General features: G+C 60.3%; 21 protein-coding genes and 1 pseudogene. 11 read left to right on the forward strand and 11 right to left on the reverse strand.

Translation table 11 applies throughout. From position 1 onward, the window contains the following. Window positions 1–120: 120 nt before the first annotated feature. The 5 genes from BM317_RS02710 to colR form a co-directional block, all read right to left on the reverse strand. Window positions 121–348 (reverse strand): hypothetical protein, encoded by a 228-nt coding sequence (locus tag BM317_RS02710; protein ID WP_092175409.1) that lies wholly within the window; start codon window positions 346–348, stop codon window positions 121–123. A gap of 2 nt (window positions 349–350) precedes the next feature. Next, the gene (locus tag BM317_RS02715) at window positions 351–1,061 is read right to left on the reverse strand and encodes a lipopolysaccharide kinase InaA family protein (protein WP_092473003.1); all 711 of its coding nucleotides are present in this window, start codon (window positions 1,059–1,061) and stop codon (window positions 351–353) included. Window positions 1,062–1,065: 4 nt separating this feature from the next. Next, a complete protein-coding gene (locus tag BM317_RS02720; protein WP_092175401.1) occupies window positions 1,066–1,734 on the reverse strand; it encodes a class I SAM-dependent methyltransferase in 669 nt (222 codons plus the stop codon). 113 nt (window positions 1,735–1,847) lie between these two features. Continuing rightward, window positions 1,848–3,125 (reverse strand): sensor histidine kinase, encoded by a 1,278-nt coding sequence (locus BM317_RS02725; RefSeq protein WP_092175397.1) that lies wholly within the window; start codon window positions 3,123–3,125, stop codon window positions 1,848–1,850. Further along, the gene (gene colR, locus BM317_RS02730) at window positions 3,115–3,798 is read right to left on the reverse strand and encodes a two-component system response regulator ColR (RefSeq protein ID WP_025215158.1); all 684 of its coding nucleotides are present in this window, start codon (window positions 3,796–3,798) and stop codon (window positions 3,115–3,117) included. The genes BM317_RS02725 and colR overlap by 11 nt, the downstream gene beginning before the upstream one ends. Before the next feature lie 330 nt (window positions 3,799–4,128). On the opposite strand from colR, the gene BM317_RS02735 reads away from it, so the two are divergent. After that, window positions 4,129–4,872, forward strand: a complete 744-nt coding sequence (locus tag BM317_RS02735) for a phosphatase PAP2 family protein (RefSeq protein WP_092175394.1) — start codon at window positions 4,129–4,131, stop codon at window positions 4,870–4,872. Between the two features lie 111 nt (window positions 4,873–4,983). On the opposite strand, the gene groL is transcribed toward BM317_RS02735, so the two are convergent. The 4 genes from groL to BM317_RS02755 form a co-directional block, all read right to left on the reverse strand. Beyond that, window positions 4,984–6,627 (reverse strand): chaperonin GroEL, encoded by a 1,644-nt coding sequence (gene groL, locus BM317_RS02740; RefSeq protein ID WP_053124505.1) that lies wholly within the window; start codon window positions 6,625–6,627, stop codon window positions 4,984–4,986. A gap of 49 nt (window positions 6,628–6,676) precedes the next feature. Beyond that, window positions 6,677–6,970 carry a co-chaperone GroES gene (locus tag BM317_RS02745; RefSeq protein WP_024619193.1) on the reverse strand — a complete coding sequence of 98 codons (294 nt, stop codon included), beginning with the start codon at window positions 6,968–6,970 and terminating at the stop codon, window positions 6,677–6,679. A 244-nt stretch (window positions 6,971–7,214) separates the two neighbouring features. Then, on the reverse strand, window positions 7,215–7,691 hold the full coding sequence (locus tag BM317_RS02750) for an FxsA family protein (RefSeq protein WP_060740954.1): 477 nt from the start codon (window positions 7,689–7,691) through the stop codon (window positions 7,215–7,217). A 66-nt stretch (window positions 7,692–7,757) separates the two neighbouring features. Next, entirely contained in the window at window positions 7,758–8,489 is a 732-nt protein-coding gene (locus BM317_RS02755) for a HugZ family pyridoxamine 5'-phosphate oxidase (protein ID WP_092176202.1), read from the reverse strand. 167 nt (window positions 8,490–8,656) lie between these two features. Here BM317_RS02755 and BM317_RS02760 point away from each other — a divergent pair, with 167 nt between their 5' ends. After that, on the forward strand, window positions 8,657–9,415 hold the full coding sequence (locus BM317_RS02760) for an SDR family oxidoreductase (protein WP_092473005.1): 759 nt from the start codon (window positions 8,657–8,659) through the stop codon (window positions 9,413–9,415). A gap of 121 nt (window positions 9,416–9,536) precedes the next feature. Here the strand turns inward: BM317_RS02760 and apbC are convergent, their stop codons facing one another. Continuing rightward, a complete protein-coding gene (gene apbC, locus BM317_RS02765; protein WP_092473007.1) occupies window positions 9,537–10,631 on the reverse strand; it encodes an iron-sulfur cluster carrier protein ApbC in 1,095 nt (364 codons plus the stop codon). Window positions 10,632–10,984: 353 nt separating this feature from the next. Between apbC and metG the strand changes: the two genes are divergently transcribed. The 8 genes from metG to BM317_RS02805 all read left to right on the forward strand — a co-directional run bounded on the left by metG (window position 10,985) and on the right by BM317_RS02805 (window position 17,769). Then, window positions 10,985–13,030: a methionine--tRNA ligase gene (metG, locus tag BM317_RS02770; RefSeq protein ID WP_092473009.1), complete on the forward strand. Its 2,046-nt coding sequence runs from the start codon at window positions 10,985–10,987 to the stop codon at window positions 13,028–13,030. A 130-nt stretch (window positions 13,031–13,160) separates the two neighbouring features. Beyond that, on the forward strand, window positions 13,161–13,733 hold the full coding sequence (locus BM317_RS02775; protein WP_092473011.1) for an Rnf-Nqr domain containing protein: 573 nt from the start codon (window positions 13,161–13,163) through the stop codon (window positions 13,731–13,733). Beyond that, complete coding sequence (gene rsxB / locus BM317_RS02780; protein WP_092176223.1) at window positions 13,730–14,743, forward strand: electron transport complex subunit RsxB; 1,014 nt, start codon at window positions 13,730–13,732, stop codon at window positions 14,741–14,743. The genes BM317_RS02775 and rsxB overlap by 4 nt, the downstream gene beginning before the upstream one ends. Continuing rightward, complete coding sequence (locus BM317_RS02785; protein WP_092176228.1) at window positions 14,730–15,710, forward strand: RnfABCDGE type electron transport complex subunit D; 981 nt, start codon at window positions 14,730–14,732, stop codon at window positions 15,708–15,710. Before rsxB ends, BM317_RS02785 begins: the two co-directional genes overlap by 14 nt. After that, window positions 15,707–16,315, forward strand: coding sequence for an RnfABCDGE type electron transport complex subunit G (locus tag BM317_RS02790; protein ID WP_092473013.1), 609 nt, complete (start codon window positions 15,707–15,709; stop codon window positions 16,313–16,315). The genes BM317_RS02785 and BM317_RS02790 overlap by 4 nt, the downstream gene beginning before the upstream one ends. Then, window positions 16,308–16,841 (forward strand): Rnf-Nqr domain containing protein, encoded by a 534-nt coding sequence (locus tag BM317_RS02795; protein ID WP_092473014.1) that lies wholly within the window; start codon window positions 16,308–16,310, stop codon window positions 16,839–16,841. Before BM317_RS02790 ends, BM317_RS02795 begins: the two co-directional genes overlap by 8 nt. After that, on the forward strand, window positions 16,838–17,476 hold the full coding sequence (nth, locus tag BM317_RS02800; RefSeq protein ID WP_053124528.1) for an endonuclease III: 639 nt from the start codon (window positions 16,838–16,840) through the stop codon (window positions 17,474–17,476). The genes BM317_RS02795 and nth overlap by 4 nt, the downstream gene beginning before the upstream one ends. Before the next feature lie 107 nt (window positions 17,477–17,583). Next, window positions 17,584–17,769 carry a PA3496 family putative envelope integrity protein gene (locus tag BM317_RS02805; protein ID WP_072408699.1) on the forward strand — a complete coding sequence of 62 codons (186 nt, stop codon included), beginning with the start codon at window positions 17,584–17,586 and terminating at the stop codon, window positions 17,767–17,769. A 54-nt stretch (window positions 17,770–17,823) separates the two neighbouring features. Here the strand turns inward: BM317_RS02805 and BM317_RS02810 are convergent, their stop codons facing one another. Further along, window positions 17,824–18,450, reverse strand: coding sequence for a response regulator transcription factor (locus BM317_RS02810; protein ID WP_053124532.1), 627 nt, complete (start codon window positions 18,448–18,450; stop codon window positions 17,824–17,826). Window positions 18,451–18,919: 469 nt separating this feature from the next. On the opposite strand from BM317_RS02810, the pseudogene BM317_RS30675 reads away from it, so the two are divergent. Beyond that, window positions 18,920–19,177: pseudogene (locus BM317_RS30675) on the forward strand (hypothetical protein); the annotation flags it as partial. Window positions 19,178–19,485 lie beyond the last annotated feature (308 nt).

Here is a 19,485-nt window from a genome sequence, read left to right on the forward strand (position 1 = left end):
CCGGATGGCTTTTGTGGCGAGGGAGCTTGCTCCCTCGCCACAGGTTTTAGAGCTCGACTGGAGATTGCGGCAGGAAAAAAAAGGCCTCGCACAGGCGAGGCCTTTTTGGCTTCGTGATGTTCAACTCTGAGGCCTCATCCCTTGGGACAGGCTGAACATGAACAGCAGCAGATCATCGTCCGGTCGGATCGCTTCGCTCGCCTTTGCCACACGCGGCAGGGGACAATGCGCACCCGTACTGGAGGCACTGAGGATCTGCGAACGAGGCTGTTCCCATACAGCCACCGCCATCGACGTAACTGCCAGGGCTCCGACTAAAAACAAACCTCTAGCAATTTCTAGTTTCATGGCTATAAACCTTTGATAGCGCTGCCAAACGCCGCCTCATAAAAGTAGACGAGTTTTTTCCAATCGGCATCGCGGAACGACGAATGGCGCCGCAGTTGCTTCAGGTCATGGGAGGCCGCACGCCGGGCCGTCAGGCGCTGGCGACATTTCTCCAGATCCAGCAGGGCCACTTCGGCCTTGGCCGCTTCGCCCTCTCCTGTCACCCGCACAAAAACATGCTTGATGTAGAGGCAGCCATGCTGCCAACGGCCCTTGTGCATGCGGGCCAGGTTCTCAGCCAGGGCCTGGAGGATTTGATCATGCACCGCTTCGCCATGGCGCTCACGTCCGCCGCCGGCATACCAATGCTCGATCTCCTCGAAGCCATCCAGCGCATGGGTCACTAACAGCGCACGCCACTTGTGGACGGGGTCACGCTGGGCACCACAAAAGATCAGCTCTGGCACGCGGACATTCAACTGGGTCAACGCCAGCAGCGCGTCTTGCTCACGCAGTACGGTCGGTCGACCGAGCGGATACAACCAACTGCGATAAATGTGCCCCGTTTGACGCTTGGCATACATCAGGTCGCCATCGATGCTGTTGATCCGCTGCACGCCGCTTTCACCGCCACGTCGCACGTTGGGTTCTTCCACCCACTCACCTTGCTGGTTCCAAAAATGTTCGAAGCTGTTGCGGGAAATGCCAGTTGTCTCTACTGCCTGCACAACCATGCTGTTACCTCTTGCGTAATACATAAACTCGCCACATGGCATAGAGCGGTAGGAAATCCAGCCGTTCCTGAATGCGAAACCCAGCCTGTCGAAACTCTTCCTCTACTGTATCTGTCGGTAACACAAATCGATTCTGGTAGTCTTTCTGCCCACGGGTGCGCTCCAGACGCTTGCGTTTCCAGGCCTTGAAATTGCCATCGACCCACAATGAAACGATCACGCTGTCACGGCTGACACGCTCGAATTCCTTCAGAATCGCCAGTCGGTGCGAGGGTTCACCGATGTGATGCAACAAACGCATACAAAAAATACTGTCGACGGCGTTATCAGGCAAGGCGATGTCGAACGCAGAAGTGTGCAAGGGCCGTACCCGTTTCACCACGTCGGTCGGTTGGGCCTCCAATGCAGTACTGAGCATGGCCTCGGAATTGTCGGCGCCGATGATGACTCGGTTGGGTTTTTCGGCCAACAGAGACCAGAAGCGCCCGGCACCGCAGGGCAGGTCCAGGACCAGGCCGGGGTCTCCGACCAGGGCCAATGCACGCCGGGCCAGTTGTTGGTCTCGCTGGTTGGAAAGACGGCGACTCAAGCCACGGCGATGCTTATGAAAATATTCCCTGGCGTGCTGCTCATCGTATTTTTCAGAAAATTCCAGCTTGATAGGTTTGGACATTAGGCGGGCCTCGATGACTGATCGGCCCACCTTATGAATCGGAATGTCATGCCTTTGTGAAAATAAAGTCAGGTAAACGCTCCAATGTTTACAAGACTTTTCGGCATAGAGGTTTAGCCCTTTGGATTCAATTCCACCTCGAAATGGCAACCATTGGGCTCCATCGTACTGAGGCTGACTGTCCAGCCCTGGTTCTCGCAAATGCGCTGCACCAGGGACAAGCCCAATCCCAAGCCCTCGCCGCGTTTTTCGTTACCGCGCACAAACGGCTCGAACATCGCCTCGCGCTTCTCCTCCGGGATCCCCACGCCGCTGTCCTCGACCACGAATCCGGTGGTGGTCAGCGAAAGGCGGATGTATCCCTGGTCGGTGTAGTGCAGGGCGTTACGCAACAGATTGCCCATCACGGCCGTCAGGAACGTGGCGTTATACAGAGTGTCGACGGTTTGCCCAGGTTCGAAGATCAACGTCAGGCCTTTGGATTCGATGGGGGCACGCCACACGCCAAGGAGGTTCTCGGCCACCTGCCCCAGGGTCAGCCGAGGCGACATGCCGTTGTCTTCACGCTCGGCCCTGGCGAGCATCAGGAAGGTCTGCACCAGCTCGCGCATCTCTTCACTGGCCCGATTGATGCGCTCGACCTGGGTACGACCGCGCGGGTCCAGCGCCGGGTTTTCCAACAGCAACTCACACGAGGTCGCCAGGACCATCAACGGTGTGCGCAACTCGTGGCTCACGTCGCTGGTAAACAACCGCTCGCGGGTCAAGGCCTGGCGCAAACGCCCCAGTGTGGCGTCGAACGCCACCGCCAGTTCACCCACCTCATCGGCGGCATAATCCGGGGCCAGCGGCGGCGCGAGCCCCAGGAGCTGATCGCGATGACGCACTTGCCGGGCCAGGCGGACCACGGGCGCCATCACCCGACGTGCCAGGACCCAGCCCAGAAATACCGCCAGCGCCAGGCTGAGCACGAAGCCCACCAGCACCACGGCGAACAGCACCCGTTCGCGCTCTTCGAAGTCGCTCTGGTCTTGCAGCAACACATAGTGTCGGCCGTCAACGATCTCGACCATGGCGTGATAGGACAACTGCTCGCGAAACACCTCGTGGAAACCGCGCTCCAGATGGCGCAGATCCTTGGGCAACTCGAAGTCCCCCGGGCCGCCGCTGAAATAAAACAACTGGTCGGGTTCCGGCCGATGGTTCCAGTCCGAGACACTGTCCATCAATAGCAGGCGTTGCAAATCACCGCCAAGCCCGGCGGAAATCAGTTTCTCTTCGACCAAATGGACCGTCGCCACGATGCCCATGGCGAAAGCGCCTGCCACCAATGCGCTCATCAGCGCAAAGGCGATGATGATCCGTTGGGCGAGGCTCTGCTTAAACTCCATCGCGGCCCTCGGCCAGGCGATAGCCGACGCCGTGCACGGTGTGCAACAACGGCTTGTCGAACGGTTTGTCGATCACCTGGCGCAGTTGATGGACATGGCTGCGCAAGCTGTCGCTGTCCGGGCAATCATCGCCCCACAACGCTTCCTCGAGGATTTCGCGGCGCAGCACATGGGGACTTTTCTGCATCAATACCGCCAGCAGCTTGAGGCCCACGGGGTTGAGCTTGAGCAGCTTGCCTTCGCGCGTCACTTCGAGGGTATCGAGGTCGTAGCTCAGGTCGCCGACCTGCAAGGCACGCCGGCCACCGCCCTGGGCTCGACGCATGACGGCTTCGATCCGCGCCGCCAGTTCCGACAAGGCGAACGGTTTGATCAGGTAGTCATCGGCGCCGGACTTGAAGCCCTGCAAGCGATCATCCAACTGATCCCGGGCGGTGAGCATGATCACCGGCGTATCGCGTCGGGCGTCTTCGCGCAGGCGCTTGCACAAGGTGTAGCCGTCGATGCCTGGCAGCATGATATCGAGCACGATCAGGTCGTAGTGTTCGGTCGCCGCCAGGTGCAACCCCGACAAACCGTCCTGGGCACAATCGACGGTGTAGCCCTTGAGCCCCAGGTAATCGGCCAGGTTGGCCAGGATGTCGCGGTTGTCTTCGACCAATAGAATTCGCATGGGCACCTCTGCGTACACAGTTAACGGCTGGCTTGGCCCGCGCAGCTTACGGCCAAGCGTGGCCCACGGCTAGGGTTGTATCCGCCGTAGCAGTGCAGGTCCCCCTGTGGGAGCGAGCTTGCTCGCGAATGCGGTGGATCAGCCGCCATCCATGTTGAATGTAGCGACGCTTTCGCGAGCAAGCTCGCTCCCACAAAGGCCAAGTGCACCCAGGAACAGGGCTGCACGGTCATTGACGAGTTTTTCACCCAACATTCACACCGCCCCAACGCGACGCAGGCCAGACTGCGCAACGCGCTGCTTAAGAAAACTCCCATCAAAGGTATTGCCATGGTCTCCACCGCCATCCGCCCCGCTTCCAGACCGCTGAATTTCCGGGTTGCCTTGGGCCTGCCTGCCATTGTCGCAGCCATTCTGGTGCTGCTGGAACTGACCACCCTGGACATGGACGTGGCCAAGCTGTTTTACGACCCGATGGCGGGTGGTTTTATCGGTCGGCACAGTTTTTTTCTGGAGGACATCCTGCACGATCGAGCCAAGGAGGTGGTGATCGCGTTCTCCGTGCTGGCGATCCTCGGGTTCATCGGTACGTTTTTCATCGCCCGGCTCAAACCGTTCAAACGGGAACTGGGTTGCCTGGTGCTGTCCCTGGCGCTGGCGACGTCCTTCGTCACACCGATCAAAGCGGTGACGGCGGTGCAATGCCCCTGGAGCCTGAAGGAGTTCGGCGGCCAGGAAACCTACAGTGAGCTGCTCAGCCCACGCCCGGCCACCGACAAACCCGGTCGATGCTGGCCCGGCGGTCACGCCGCCACCGGGTTCACATTGTTTGCGCTGTTCTTCGTCCTGCGCGACCGCCGCCCGCGCCTGGCCCGCCGGGCCTTGGTATTCGCCTTTACGTTGGGCACGGTGTTTTCCCTGGGGCGGATGATGCAAGGGGCGCACTTCTTTTCCCATAACGTGTGGACGGCGGTGTTCTGTTGGCTGATTTGCCTGGGGTGTTACTACTACATCCTGTACCGACCAGCCGCCACGGCTGAGCGTGTCGCTGTCACCCGTCCCGCCAATGCCTGAACTGAACCGCATCCCAATGTGGGAGATTGGCACCGCGTCATGAATCCAAGGCAATAAAAAACCCCGCTTGCTTTCGCAGGCGGGGTTTTTCGCTACAGGGGTAAGGCTGGCTTACATCATGCCGCCCATGCCACCCATGCCGCCCATGTCTGGCATGCCGCCGCCAGCTGGAGCGTCTTCCTTGATTTCAGCGATCATCGCCTCGGTGGTGATCATCAGGCTGGCAATCGACGAAGCCGCTTGCAGAGCCGAACGAGTCACTTTGGCCGGGTCCAGGATACCCATTTCGATCATGTCGCCGTATTCGCCGGTAGCAGCGTTGTAACCATAGTTACCCGAACCCTGCTTGACCTTGTCGACCACAACGCTTGGCTCGTCGCCGGAGTTGGCAACGATCTGGCGCAGCGGTGCTTCTACAGCGCGACGCAGCAACTGGATGCCCACGTTCTGGTCATCGTTGTCGCCTTTGAGTTCGCTGATGGCTTGCAGGGCACGAACCAGTGCCACGCCACCGCCAGGTACCACGCCTTCTTCGACGGCTGCGCGGGTAGCGTGCAGGGCGTCTTCAACGCGGGCTTTCTTCTCTTTCATTTCAACTTCGGAACCGGCGCCAACCTTGATCACTGCAACGCCGCCGGACAGCTTGGCCAGGCGCTCTTGCAGTTTTTCACGGTCGTAGTCGGACGAAGTCTCGGCCACTTGTGCGCGGATCTGGGTCACGCGAGCCTGGATGTCAGCCTCGACGCCGGCACCGTCGATCACGGTGGTGTTTTCCTTGGACAGGATCACGCGCTTGGCGTTACCCAGGTGCTCCAGGGTAGTGCTTTCCAGGCTCAGGCCGATCTCTTCGGAGATCACGGTACCGCCGGTCAGTACGGCGATGTCCTGCAGCATGGCCTTGCGACGGTCGCCGAAGCCTGGAGCCTTGACGGCTGCGACTTTAACGATGCCACGCATGTTGTTCACAACCAGAGTCGCCAGGGCTTCGCCTTCAACGTCTTCAGCCACGATCAGCAGTGGGCGGCCGGCTTTGGCAACGGCTTCCAGCACGGGCAGCATTTCGCGGATGTTGGAGATCTTCTTGTCCACCAGCAGGATCAGCGGGCCGTCGAGCTCGGCGGTCATGGTGTCCGGCTTGTTGACGAAGTACGGGGACAGGTAGCCACGGTCGAACTGCATGCCTTCTACAACCGACAGTTCGTTTTCCAGGCCCGAGCCTTCCTCAACGGTGATCACGCCTTCTTTACCGACTTTTTCCATGGCTTCGGCAATGATGTCGCCGATGGAGTTGTCGGAGTTGGCGGAGATGGTGCCGACCTGAGCGATCGCCTTGGTGTCAGCGCATGGCTTGGACAGGGCTTTGAGCTCTTTGACAATGGCGATGGTCGCCTTGTCGATGCCGCGCTTGAGGTCCATCGGGTTCATGCCGGCAGCGACGGCTTTCAGGCCTTCGTTGACGATCGACTGAGCCAGTACGGTCGCGGTGGTGGTGCCGTCACCGGCGTCATCGTTGGCACGGGAGGCAACGTCTTTGACCAGCTGCGCGCCCATGTTTTCGAAGCGATCTTTCAGCTCGATTTCCTTGGCTACGGAAACGCCGTCCTTGGTGATGGTCGGAGCGCCGAAGCTCTTCTCGATGATCACGTTACGGCCTTTCGGGCCCAGGGTCGCTTTTACTGCGTCAGCCAGGACGTTGACACCGGCGAGCATTTTCTTGCGGGCGGAATCGCCGAATTTAACTTCTTTAGCAGCCATGATCGATATTCCTTAAATACTTTGTAGTCGCGGGAAAATGAGCGGGAAATCAGCCTTCGACAACAGCGAGAATTTCGCTCTCGCCGATAACCAGCAGGTCTTCGCCATCAACTTTCACAGTGTTGCTACCGGAGTAAGGGCCGAACACAACCTTGTCACCCACTTTCACGGACAGCGCACGTACTTCACCGTTTTCCAGGGCCTTGCCTGGGCCTACAGCGAGGACTTCACCCTGGTTTGGCTTTTCAGCAGCCGAACCTGGCAGGACGATACCGCCAGCGGTTTTCTTTTCTTCTTCGCTGCGACGGACGACGACGCGGTCATGCAGAGGACGAAGCTTCATTGTCGATCTCTCCTAATTGTGGTTTTCATCGGCCGGTGTAGTCCCGGCGGGTTTAACGAATCCGGCTGTGCCGGGTGCGGTTCGTCAAGCGAACCGCGGAAGTCTGTCCGGTGTTGCCACCGGAAACCTTGCGGTGACCCATACATAAGGGCGCACAAGGCGATTACAAGGGCACGGCATGAAATTTTTTACTTCTCGGAACCGAAAACGAACACGGCACCCGAAGGTGCCGTGTCGCGGTTTTTTACTTGGGGTCGCGATGTTCGAATTCGCCTTCGATCACGTTGGGCTCACGGCCCAGGGGTTCTCGCGGAGCCGGCCCGCCACGGGGCTGCAGGTCATCGGCGAAGGCCCGCTGGCGCATCGCCTGCTCTTCGGCGCGCTGGCGCATTTTATTGGCCAGCAGCCGACGGGTGAACGGCAACAGCATGACCAGGCCCAGCACGTCGCTGATAAAGCCTGGCAGGATCAACAGGCCGCCACCCAATGCCAGCATCAGGCCTTCGAGCATGGTCTGGGCAGGCAGCTCGCCACGGTTCAGGCTTTCACGGGCACGCAATGCCGTGGCGAGGCCGGCGATGCGCAGCACGAACACGCCGAGCATCGAGCCGAGAATGACCAGCAACAACGCCGGGAAAAACCCGATCGCACCGCTGACCTTGACGAATACGAACAGCTCCAACACCGGAAACAGCAGAAAGAGCAACAAAAAAGGGCGCATCAAATGGTTCCTCAACGCAAGAATGCCTTGCTATGAAACCCTAAATGACGTCGCCCTTTCGTGAATTCAAGCGTCGGCCTCGGCATTTTTTGGCCATTGCTCGGCGTGAGCCAAGTAAACCAAGGCTTCGCGCACTTGTGTCGGCGTGTTGCAAGGTGCCGCAAACGCCAGCCAGTGCAGGCCCAGGCCAATGCGCAGGTGCATGCCCTCGCTGTCGATGCCCACCAGTTGCGCCGGTTCGCTTTTCGGCAGGCCGGCCAGTTCCACGTAATGGGCGATGGCTTTGGCGTGATCGGCGTTCATGTGCTCGATCATGCTGGCTTCGGCTTTGCCGGCGAAGGGGTTGGCCAGGGTGAGCCGGTCGATCCAGTGAATGGCGCCAAAGCCGCCGATGTAGCGATGGCGCACCGGCTCGAGCACCCAGAAATCGAAGTCATGGGCTTTATGGTAGTTCTGCGAGTCAGGGAAATAGCGGTAATAACGCTCGGCGGCCGCTTCGATGGCGGCGCTGTCTTCGAGCTTCCGGGCTTCGGCCAGGTAGGTCAGGCGCCCCACGGCCTGCACATCCTCGGCACCGCGCTCGCCCACCAGCATCGAACACTTGGGGTCTTTTTGCAGGTTGTGAGTGTGCTGGGCAATGCGGCTGATCAGGATCAGCGGCCAGCCTTGTGCGTCCAGGCAATACGGGACGACGGAGCCGAACGGAAAGCCGGGCATGGATTTGGAATGAGTGGAGAGCATTCCACGGTATTCCTTGAGCAGCAGTTCCCGGGCATGTCTGGCAGCTTCAACGCTCAATTTATGACTCCTCTTATGAAATCCGTCTAGAAAACGGTCGGGCGACTGGAGTAATGTTCCGATATACCTAGGGGACAGTTCGCGTGTGCAGTCGGGCTGCACCGTCACAAATTCGAGAAACCGCCCAACAGGTCCTCCTCCACCGCTGCGCCATCTGGAACATGAGAATGCAACTCACTGACAAAGTAATCATTATCACCGGCGGTTGCCAGGGCCTGGGCCGTTCCATGGCCGAGTATTTCGCCGACAAAGGCGCAAAGCTGGCGCTGGTGGACCTCAACCATGAAAAACTCGACCAGGCAGTGGCCGCCTGCGCAGCCAAGGGCGTCGAGGCCCGCGCCTACCTATGCAATGTCGCCAATGAAGATCAGGTGATCGACATGGTTGCCCGGGTGGCCGAGGACTTCGGCGCGATCCACGGCTTGATCAACAACGCCGGGATCCTGCGCGATGGCCTGCTGCTCAAGGTCAAGGACGGCGAAATGACCAAGATGAGCCTGGCCCAGTGGCAGGCCGTGATCGACGTCAACCTCACCGGCGTGTTCCTGTGCACCCGTGAAGTGGCGGCGAAAATGGTCGAACTGAAAAACAGCGGCGCCATCATCAATATCTCGTCGATTTCCCGCGCCGGCAATGTTGGCCAGACCAACTATTCGGCCGCCAAGGCCGGTGTGGCCGCCGCCACCGTGACCTGGGCGAAGGAACTGGCGCGCTACGGCATCCGTGTCGCCGGCATCGCCCCGGGCTTCATCGAAACCGAGATGACCCTGGGCATGAAACCCGAAGCCCTGGAGAAAATGACCTCGGGGATTCCGCTCAAGCGCATGGGCAAGCCCGAGGAGATCGCCCATTCGGCGGCGTATATCTTCGAAAATGACTACTACACCGGTCGGATCTTGGAGATGGATGGCGGGTTGCGGATCTGAAGTCACCCTGAACAAATGTGGGAGCGGGCTTGCTCGCGAATGCGGTAGATCAGTCAACTTATCTGTTGAATGACACACCGCATTCGCGAGCAAGCCCGCTCCCACAAGGGCCAGCGTGCGATCAATCGTCGCTGACGGTGATGTTCGGCATCGCCGGTGAAGCGGCCTCCTGCAACACAATCCGCGCGCCCACGTGGCGGGCCAGTTCCTGATAGACCATGGCGATCTGGCTGTCCGGTTCGGCGATGACCGTCGGTTTGCCGCCGTCGGCCTGTTCACGGATCACCATCGACAGCGGCAGCGAAGCCAGCAATTCGACGCCGTACTGGGTCGCCAGTTTTTCCCCGCCACCTTCGCCGAACAGGTGCTCGGCATGTCCGCAATTGGAGCAGATGTGCACGGCCATGTTCTCTACCACGCCCAGCACAGGGATGTTCACCTTGCGGAACATCTCCACGCCCTTGCGCGCGTCCAGCAGGGCCAGGTCCTGGGGAGTGGTGACGATCACCGCACCGGCCACCGGGACTTTCTGCGCCAGCGTCAGCTGGATATCGCCGGTGCCCGGCGGCATGTCGATCACAAGGTAATCCAGGTCGCCCCACGCGGTTTGCGTGACCAGTTGCAGCAAGGCCCCGGAAACCATCGGCCCGCGCCAGACCATCGGCGTGTTGTCGTCGGTCAGGAAGGCCATGGACATGACTTCCACGCCATGGGATTGCAGCGGCACGAACCACTTCTGGTCCTTGATCTGGGGCCGGGTGCCCTCGGCGATCCCGAACATGATGCCCTGGCTCGGGCCGTAGATGTCCGCGTCGAGAATCCCGACCTTCGCCCCTTCACGGGCCAGGGCCAGGGCCAGGTTGGCGGCGGTGGTGGACTTGCCCACCCCGCCCTTGCCCGAGGCCACGGCGATCACGTTCTTGACGTTGGCCAGCCCCGGCACCTGCGCCTGGGCCTTATGGGCAGCGATCACGCTGGTGACCTTGACTGTCGCGGCTGTCACGCCGTCCAGGCCTTCGATCGCCATTTGCAGCATCTGCGCCCAGCCGCTCTTGAAGAGGTCGGCGGCGTAGCCGATTTCCAGCTGGACACTGACGCGATCGCCCTGGATGTCGATGGCGCGCACGCATCCGGCGCTGACCGGGTCCTGGTTCAGGTAGGGGTCGGTGTACTGGCGAAGGACGGTTTCCACCGCTGCGCGGTTGACGGCGCTCATGGGCAACTCCGATAGCAAGACTTGAAAAACAGGCCGCTATCCTACGCCCCGCGCTTGCGCGTGGCGACCCGATTACAGCAGGGCGAACACCTTTTGTGGCGAGGGGATTCATCCCCGCTGGACTGCGCAGCAGTCCCAAAACATTCGAACCTGACGAGCCTGACTCACCGAGGTGCCGGGTCTTGGGGTTGCTTCGCAACCCAGCGGGGATGAATCCCCTCGCCACAGATTGTGCCTGGCTCAGGCCTTTCGCCGTTCCCAACCGATGCATGCGGAAACAGGCCAGTGGGGTGAAATATATTTCCCAGCGCTTTATAGTGGCCGACCTCCGTTTCATCAAGTAGCCGAGCCCCATGTCCGAGCCACGCAAGATTCTCGTCACCAGCGCCCTGCCCTATGCCAATGGTTCGATTCACCTCGGCCATATGCTGGAATACATCCAGACCGATATGTGGACGCGCTTCCAGAAACATCGCGGCAACCAGTGCATCTATGTCTGCGCCGACGACGCCCACGGTTCGGCCATCATGCTGCGTGCGGAAAAGGAAGGCATCACCCCGGAACAACTGATCGCCAACGTCCAGGCCGAACACAGCGCCGACTTTGCCGAGTTCCTGGTGGACTTCGACAACTTCCACTCCACTCACGCCGAAGAAAACCGTGAGCTGTCGAGCCAGATCTACCTGAAGCTGCGTGACGCCGGGCACATCGCTACCCGTTCGGTCACCCAGTATTTCGACCCGGAAAAGAACATGTTCCTGGCCGACCGCTTCATCAAGGGCACCTGCCCGAAATGCGGCACCGAAGACCAGTACGGCGACAACTGTGAAAAATGCGGCGCCACCTACGCACCGACCGACCTGAAGGACCCGAAATCGGCGATTTCCGGCGCCACCCCGGTGCTCAGGGACTCCCAGCACTTCTTCTTCAAGCTGCCGGATTTCCAGGAGATGCTGCAAACCTGGACCCGCAGCGGCACGTTGCACGACGCGGTGGCCAACAAGCTCGCCGAATGGCTCGATTCCGGCCTGCAAGAGTGGGACATTTCCCGCGATGCGCCGTACTTCGGCTTCGAAATCCCCGGCGAGCCCGGCAAGTATTTCTACGTGTGGCTGGATGCGCCCATCGGCTACATGGCGAGCTTCAAGAACCTTTGCGACCGCACGCCTGAACTGGACTTCGACGCGTTCTGGGGCAAGGACTCCACGGCCGAGGTGTATCACTTCATCGGCAAGGACATCGTCAACTTCCACGCGCTGTTCTGGCCCGCCATGCTCGAAGGCGCCGGTTTCCGCAAGCCCACCGGCATCAACGTCCACGGCTACCTGACCGTCAATGGCCAGAAGATGTCCAAGTCCCGCGGCACCTTCATCAAGGCCCGGACCTACCTGGACCACCTGTCGCCGGAATACCTGCGCTACTACTACGCGGCCAAGCTCGGCCGCGGCGTCGACGACCTGGACCTGAACCTCGAAGACTTCGTGCAGAAGGTCAACTCCGACCTGGTGGGCAAGGTTGTCAACATTGCCAGCCGTTGCGCCGGGTTCATCCACAAGGGGAATGCAGGGGTCCTGGTCGCCGGTAACGCTGCGCCGGAACTGACCGACGCTTTCCTGGCGGCGGCGCCGAGCATCGCCGATGCCTACGAGAGCCGCGACTTTGCCCGCGCCATGCGCGAAATCATGGCCCTGGCCGACCGTGCCAATGCCTGGATCGCCGACAAGGCTCCATGGTCGCTGGCCAAGCAGGAAGGCAAGCAGGACGAAGTCCAGGCCATCTGCGCCTTGGGCATCAACCTGTTCCGCCAGTTGGTGATCTTCCTCAAGCCGGTGCTGCCGTTGCTGGCCGCGGATGCCGAAGCCTTCCTGAACGTCGCGCCGCTGACCTGGAACGACCACCAGACGCTGCTGAGCAACCATCAGTTGAACGCGTTCAAGCCGTTGATGACCCGTATCGATGCCACCAAGGTCCAAGCCATGATCGACGCGTCCAAGGAAGACCTGGCCGCCAGCCAGACCGACACCGGCGGCCCGACCGGCAACGGTGAGTTGACCAAGGATCCGTTGTCGCCGGAAATCGACTTCGACGCTTTCGCCGCCGTTGACCTGCGCGTGGCGCTGATCGTCAAGGCCGAGGCCGTCGAAGGGGCCGACAAGCTGCTGCGCCTGACCCTGGACATCGGCGATGAGCAACGCAATGTGTTCTCCGGTATCAAGAGTGCCTACCCGGACCCGGCCAAGCTCGAAGGTCGGTTGACGATGATGATCGCCAACCTCAAGCCGCGCAAAATGCGCTTCGGTATCTCCGAAGGCATGGTGATGGCGGCGGGCCCCGGTGGCGAGGAAATCTACCTGTTGAGCCCTGACAGCGGCGCCAAGCCGGGCCAGCGGATCAAGTAACGCGACCGCGTGCTGCACCGATCCCACAGTCGCCTTGCAGGTGGCTGTGGGATTTTCATATCTGGCCCGCACTCCCGGCGTGCCGGATAATGCCTAATCTTGTAACAGGCCCTTTGTCGCCCACACGCCCATGACCGAAATCGTCCTCACGCTGTTCAGCGCTGCCCTGATCAACAACCTGGTGTTGCATTGGCCGCTGGGCGTCGATCCGCTGCTGGCAGCCAACGGCAGAAGGCAGGTGCACGCCCTGGGCCTGGCAACGGCGTGCCTGATGCTGATCGTCGGCACCCTGGGTTATCTGGTCGACCATGGGGTGCTCGTGCCAGCGAATCTGACATTCCTGCGCCTGTTGGTCTGGCTGCCCTTGAGCGTGCTGCTGATCGGGCCCTTGCTGCGCCTGCTGGCGCGCTGGCTGCCAGCATGGTCATTCGAAGGGTTGTGGCCGCTGTTGCTCGGCAATGCCGGCATCCTGGGCGTCACGCTGCTCAACGGTCAGGAAGACCGAGGCCTGGGCCACGCCGTGGCGCTGAGCCTGGGGGCCGGGCTAGGCTTCTGGCTGGTGCTGGGCCTGTTCGACGATCTGCGCCAGCGCACCTTCAATCACGCTATTGCCTTGCCCTTTCGGGGCCTGCCGATTCAGTTGATCAGTGCCGGACTGATGGCGGTGGCCTTTCTCGGATTGCGCGGGCTGGTCAAAACATGAGCCTGATTCAACGTATCGACGCCCTGTTGCCGCAGACCCAATGCGGCAAGTGCGGCCACCCCGGGTGCAAGCCCTACGCCGAAGGCATCGCCCAAGGCGAGCCGATCAACAAATGCCCGCCCGGCGGGCGCGAAACCATCGCGGCCCTGGCCGAGCTGATGAAAATACCAGTGCTGGAACTGGACACCAGCCGCGGCGTGGCTCCGGCGCAAATCGCCTTCATCCGCGAAGCCGAATGCATCGGCTGCACCAAGTGCATCCAGGCCTGTCCGGTGGACGCGATTGTCGGCGCGGCCAAGCTGATGCACACCGTCCTCATCGACGAATGCACCGGCTGTGACCTGTGCGTGGCGCCCTGCCCGGTCGACTGCATCGAAATGCGGCCTCTGCCGACGGCAAACGTGTTGCCGATTGTCGGCGGCCTGGCCTTCAGCGCCGCCGAGCAACAGGCGCGAACGGCCAAGCGCAACCACGCCCGGCGCCGCTTCGAACAGCGCAATGCGCGCCTGCGCCGCGAAGAAGAACAGCGTCAGGCGGAGCGCTTGGCCCGTACCCAGCGCGCGGCCCAGGCCAAGGAACAGGAGCGGCCGCTCGATCCCGTACAAGCCGCACTGGAACGCGTGCGCGCGCAAAAAGCCGCCACCGCCGATGCCGCCTTGAAAAAAGCCAAGGTTGACCTGGCCATGAGTCGGGCGCAGTTGAACAAATCCTTGAAAGCGTTCGGCCATCCACCAACCTTCGAGCAGCAGTCGCAACTGATCCTGCTGCAACGCCAGTTCGAAGCGGCCGAGCAGGCCCTGAGCCAACTGGAAAACGCCGCACCAGTGACCACTCCAGCCCCGGCTCCGGCACAAAGCGCCGAACTGAAGCGGGCCAAGATCCAACTGGCGATGCGCCGCGCCGAACTCAGCAAAGCCCGTACGGCAGCGGCATCGGATGAACAACTGCAGGCGTTGGAGCAAGCGGTGAAGGATGCCGAACGCCAGGTGGACGTCCATGCCGCTTCCTGAGCCCATGGACGAACGGCTGCGGCCAGCGATGACGCGGGTGTTGCTGGCGACACTGCCCGGCGTACTGGCGCTACTGTGGTTTCAGGGCTGGGGCGTGGCGCTCAACCTGCTGTTGTCCGGCCTCACTGCGCTGGCGGTCGAGGCGTTGGTCCTGCGTTTGCGCCGCCGACCGCTCAAACCCGAGCTGAACGATGGCAGCGCGCTGGTCAGTGCCACGCTGTTGGCCCTGGCCTTGCCGGCGTATTGTCCCTGGTGGCTGACCGTCACCGCGGCCGCCTGCGCCTTGCTGTTCGGCAAGCACCTGTGGGGCGGCGTCGGTAGCAACCCGTTCAACCCGGCAATGCTCGGCTATGCCTTGGTGTTGGTGGCGTTTCCCGCCTATATGAGTCCCGCGTCCCACAGCTTGGGCCTGCTTGAAGGCTTGCAACAGGTGTTCGGCACTCATCCGGCGCCCGACGCCTGGGCCGGGGCCACCGCGCTGGACAGCCTGAGGACGAACACGAGCCTGACCATCGATGAACTGTTCGCCAGCGATCCGGCGTTCGGGCGTTTCGGTGGCCGCGGTGCCGAATGGGTCAATCTGGCCTTCCTGGCAGGCGGTCTGTTTCTGTTGCAGCAACGGGTGTTCAGCTGGCATGCGCCGGTGGGTCTGCTGGCGAGCCTGTTTATCGTCAGCCTGCTGTGCTGGAACGGGTCGGGGTCCGACTCCCATGGCTCACCGCTGTTTCATCTGTTCAGCGGCGCAACCATGCTTGGCGCGTTTTTTATCGCGACCGAGCCAGTCTCGGGCGCCAAGGCCCCTCTCGCCCGCCTGCTGTTTGGCGCGGGCATGGGGCTGCTGGTCTACCTGATCCGCACTTGGGGTGGCTACCCCGATGGCGTAGCGTTCGCGGTGTTGCTGATGAACCTCGGCGTGCCGGCACTGGACCGGTTTGCCGAGGCGCGACAACGGCGGCCACTGACATGAAGAATCCCCGCGGCGTGGCAATCCTGATCCTGTTGATCGGCCTCGGTAGCAGTGCCACTTACCTCACACACCTCGGCACCGCTGGGCGCATCGAGGCCCAGCGGCAAGCGTTGGCGAACAGGACCTTGCTTGAGGTGCTGCCCACCGACCTCTACGACAATCAGCCATTGGCGCACCCCGTTTTCACCGCCTCGGTGACCTTGGCCCATAGCTCGCTGCTGGGCGGTTATCTGGCGACCCGCAATGGCCAGCCCAGCGCCGTGCTGCTGCGTAGCCAGGCGCCGGGCTATGAAGGCAGCATCGAATTGCTGGTCGCCATCGACCCACAGGGCCGGCTGCTGGGCGTCAAGACGCTGCGCCAAGCCGAAACACCCGGGTTGGGCGCGGCGATTGCCGGCTGGCCGAACACCTGGATGCAGGTCTTCATCGGCAAATCACGCCAGGCGCCTGACGACAGCGGCTGGGCCCTGAAGAAGGACCAGGGACAGTTCGATCAACTGGCCGGCGCAACGGTGACGTCCCGGGCGGTGGTCCAAGCGGTTCACGACGCGTTGCGTTACTTCGACGAGCACAAGGCTCAGTTGGGAGTGCCTGCCAATGAATAAGCCATGGGGCCTGACACACGGCCTGCTGCTCGTCCCGCTGGTGGGCGCCAGCGATTCGCTGATGGCCGCGCTGGTGCTATGGCTGGCCTGGGCCTTGATGCTCTTCTGCCAGAGCTTGGCGATGGGGTGTGTCCGACAACGCCTGACAACCGCGCAACAACTGCTCGCCGCCATCGTGCTGGCCGCTACCCTGACCACCTGCATAGGTTTTGTCGTCCAGGCCTGGGCATTGGAACTGTATCGACCGCTGAGCCTTTACCTGGGCTGGATCGCCTTGAGCTGCGTGGCGCTGGAACATGCGGGTTTCTTCGTTGAGTCTCGTTTGCCTGGACGCCTCAGGCTGGCTGGGGTGTTCGGTCTCTTGATGGTCAGCCTGGGCGCCCTGCGGGAGCTGATCGGCAGCGGCCTGCCCCTGGCCTTGCTCGCCCCGGGCGGGTTCATTCTGCTCGGGCTGCTGCTGGCGGCTCGACAGGCCTGGACGACAGCCAAATCCCCTTCAACCACCGAGGAAACGCCGAGCCCATGAACGCCGCAAAACGCCTGGAAATATTCCGTCGCTTTCACGAGGACAACCCGGAACCGAAAACCGAACTGGCCTATTCCTCGCCGTTCGAGTTGCTGATCGCGGTCATCCTGTCGGCCCAGTCCACCGACGTCGGCGTCAACAAGGCCACGGCTAAATTGTTCCCGGTCGCCAACACCCCGGAGGCGATCTACGCCCTGGGCGTCGAAGGGTTATCCGAGTACATCAAGACCATCGGTCTGTTCAACAGCAAGGCCAAAAACGTGATCGAAACCTGCCGCCTGCTGATCGAGCGCCACGGCAGCGAAATCCCGCAGACCCGTGAAGCGCTGGAAGCCCTTCCAGGCGTCGGCCGCAAAACCGCCAACGTCGTGCTCAATACCGCTTTCCGGCAGTTGACCATGGCGGTCGACACCCACATTTTCCGCGTCAGCAACCGTACCGGGCTGGCCCCCGGCAAAAACGTGGTGGAGGTGGAGAAGAAGCTGATGAAGTTTGTCCCCAAGGAATACCTGCTGGACTCCCATCACTGGCTCATCCTCCATGGACGCTACGTCTGCCTGGCGCGCAAGCCCCGCTGCGGCAGCTGTCGAATCGAAGATTTATGCGAATACAAGCACAAGACCTCGGACGATTGAGACGCTATTGCTTTTATCGATCTATCGATTGAAAAAATCTTTTTTACCAGCCCGTGGTTTATCGATATAAGGAGCGCCAATGGCAGTCTTAGCCTGGAGTCGAACCCATGAGTGCTGGCAAAGAACAACTGGATGTAGAAGACGAATTCATCGCCGTTGAGGCCGACGACGGTGAACCTGCGGTCGTGCCGGAAGTAGCGAAAACCAACCTGAGCAAGCGCCGCACCATCGATAACCTGCTGGAAGAGCGTCGTTTACAGAAGCAACTGGCCGATTACGACTTTGACCTCTGACACGTAAAAGCCTCCCTGATGGAGGCTTTTTACTGAGTACGCGTGACAGCAGCCTCACACCAACCCATTGCGCTGCGCCAGCTCGATCAGGTCGACCAGCGAACGGGCATTGAGCTTCAATAACAGACGGGTCTTGTAAGTACTGACGGTCTTGTTGCTCAAGAACATTCCATCGGCGATTTCCTTGTTGGTCTTGCCGCGCGCCAGTTGCTGCAAGACCATCATCTCCCGCCCCGACAACCGATCGACCATATCGGACTCACTGGCATTACCCAGGCTCGATCGCACCGTATGCAATGCCTGGTTGGGAAAGTAACTGTAGCCGGACAGCACTGCCTTGATTGCACTTAATAATTCAGTAAGGTCCTGTTGCTTGCAGACATACCCGGCCGCCCCTGTCTGCATGCAGCGCATTGAAAAATGTCCAGGCGCCTGGGAAGTCAGTACCAATACCTTCATTGACGATGGTATGGCCGTCAAACGGGCAATGACCTCCAACCCGTCCAGCTTCGGAATACCGATATCGAGAATGACGATATCGGGCATAAGTTCACGAGCAAGTTGTAACGCATCGACGCCGTTGTCGGTTTCGGCAACGACCTCATAACCATGACGCTCCATCAGCAAACGTACAGCAAGACGAATGACGGGATGATCATCCACGATCAGCACTTTATTCATGGGCAAATCCAACTTCGCTGTTCGAATTTTTAGAGCACGCACAATAGCCTAGTCATTTCTACCTTGGCATGCCGCCCCCCCCTGACCGCTCGCACCGAGAGACAGATCCTACAAGCTATACAGAAAACTCCTACAAATCCCGCCGGGAAAAATGTGTCCTCAATTTTTTACAGAGAAGGACCGACCGCCCTTGAGCATCCGGTACCCCGATGAATAATGCGCTCTTTCGTCGCCATGCCTGCCTGCGGACCGCTCAACGGAAAGCACTTCACTCATAAAGAGTAACTGAATTATTTACTGTTAAAACTGCCTCCCCTCACTTCAGCAATGGAAATTCATATATAAGAGACGTTCAGGCATCCGATATAAAAAAATCGATACCCTGATGGTTTCAGCAATAACCTATCAACTAATGATATTTATTTTTTCAACCCACTCACCGAGCATGAATATTCCATGAGCCTTAACCATGAACAAACCTTTGAAGACCATCACCAACCCCATGACCCTTATCGCCATATTCGCAACTTTATCCGAAACGTCCGCGGCTATTTCCCTGCCTTTTCTCGATGACCAGGACCGTGAATATTATCTCTGGTTCCTGATCAGCTTTCCCTTTTACTTATTGCTGCTTTTTTTCATCACCCTCAACTTCAATTATCGCTCCTTGTATTCACCTTCGGATTTCCGCAAGAGCAAACACTTCATAAAGACCATGGATGACGCGACGTGTCGGCGCAAACGAATGTTGCGTCGAGCGGGCAAGGACCAACGGCGGCGACTGATAGGTCTTCATCGCCCCAGGCATGAACCGCCGGACACCTTTTGCATGCTATGCCGCCGCCTGAGCGAAACTTGCCGACCTGAGCATTTGAAGCACGCCGGCACCGTCGTGTACGTCATTTACCACCACACAGACCTTGCAAGCCACGGGCAGGATGGATGAGCCATCAGGAGACAGTGCTGCAGCCAATAGGCTACCCGCGCAAAACAGAGGGCAAAAAAAACGGCCTGCTCAAGGCAGGCCGTTTTTTT

This window comes from Pseudomonas sp. NFACC24-1 (assembly GCF_900115235.1).
GTDB classification, from domain to species: Bacteria; Pseudomonadota; Gammaproteobacteria; order Pseudomonadales; family Pseudomonadaceae; genus Aquipseudomonas; species Aquipseudomonas fluorescens_AA.

Coding starts and splice junctions, on each gene's coding strand:
- BM317_RS02710 (WP_092175409.1), bottom strand. CDS start 348: ATGAAACTAGAAATTGCTAGAGGTTTGTTTTTAGTCGGAGCCCTGGCA.
- BM317_RS02715 (WP_092473003.1), bottom strand. CDS start 1,061: ATGGTTGTGCAGGCAGTAGAGACAACTGGCATTTCCCGCAACAGCTTC.
- BM317_RS02720 (WP_092175401.1), bottom strand. CDS start 1,734: ATGTCCAAACCTATCAAGCTGGAATTTTCTGAAAAATACGATGAGCAG.
- BM317_RS02725 (WP_092175397.1), bottom strand. CDS start 3,125: ATGGAGTTTAAGCAGAGCCTCGCCCAACGGATCATCATCGCCTTTGCG.
- colR (WP_025215158.1), bottom strand. CDS start 3,798: ATGCGAATTCTATTGGTCGAAGACAACCGCGACATCCTGGCCAACCTG.
- BM317_RS02735 (WP_092175394.1), top strand. CDS start 4,129: ATGGTCTCCACCGCCATCCGCCCCGCTTCCAGACCGCTGAATTTCCGG.
- groL (WP_053124505.1), bottom strand. CDS start 6,627: ATGGCTGCTAAAGAAGTTAAATTCGGCGATTCCGCCCGCAAGAAAATG.
- BM317_RS02745 (WP_024619193.1), bottom strand. CDS start 6,970: ATGAAGCTTCGTCCTCTGCATGACCGCGTCGTCGTCCGTCGCAGCGAA.
- BM317_RS02750 (WP_060740954.1), bottom strand. CDS start 7,691: ATGCGCCCTTTTTTGTTGCTCTTTCTGCTGTTTCCGGTGTTGGAGCTG.
- BM317_RS02760 (WP_092473005.1), top strand. CDS start 8,657: ATGCAACTCACTGACAAAGTAATCATTATCACCGGCGGTTGCCAGGGC.
- apbC (WP_092473007.1), bottom strand. CDS start 10,631: ATGAGCGCCGTCAACCGCGCAGCGGTGGAAACCGTCCTTCGCCAGTAC.
- metG (WP_092473009.1), top strand. CDS start 10,985: ATGTCCGAGCCACGCAAGATTCTCGTCACCAGCGCCCTGCCCTATGCC.
- BM317_RS02775 (WP_092473011.1), top strand. CDS start 13,161: ATGACCGAAATCGTCCTCACGCTGTTCAGCGCTGCCCTGATCAACAAC.
- rsxB (WP_092176223.1), top strand. CDS start 13,730: ATGAGCCTGATTCAACGTATCGACGCCCTGTTGCCGCAGACCCAATGC.
- BM317_RS02785 (WP_092176228.1), top strand. CDS start 14,730: ATGCCGCTTCCTGAGCCCATGGACGAACGGCTGCGGCCAGCGATGACG.
- BM317_RS02790 (WP_092473013.1), top strand. CDS start 15,707: ATGAAGAATCCCCGCGGCGTGGCAATCCTGATCCTGTTGATCGGCCTC.
- BM317_RS02795 (WP_092473014.1), top strand. CDS start 16,308: ATGAATAAGCCATGGGGCCTGACACACGGCCTGCTGCTCGTCCCGCTG.
- nth (WP_053124528.1), top strand. CDS start 16,838: ATGAACGCCGCAAAACGCCTGGAAATATTCCGTCGCTTTCACGAGGAC.
- BM317_RS02805 (WP_072408699.1), top strand. CDS start 17,584: ATGAGTGCTGGCAAAGAACAACTGGATGTAGAAGACGAATTCATCGCC.
- BM317_RS02810 (WP_053124532.1), bottom strand. CDS start 18,450: ATGAATAAAGTGCTGATCGTGGATGATCATCCCGTCATTCGTCTTGCT.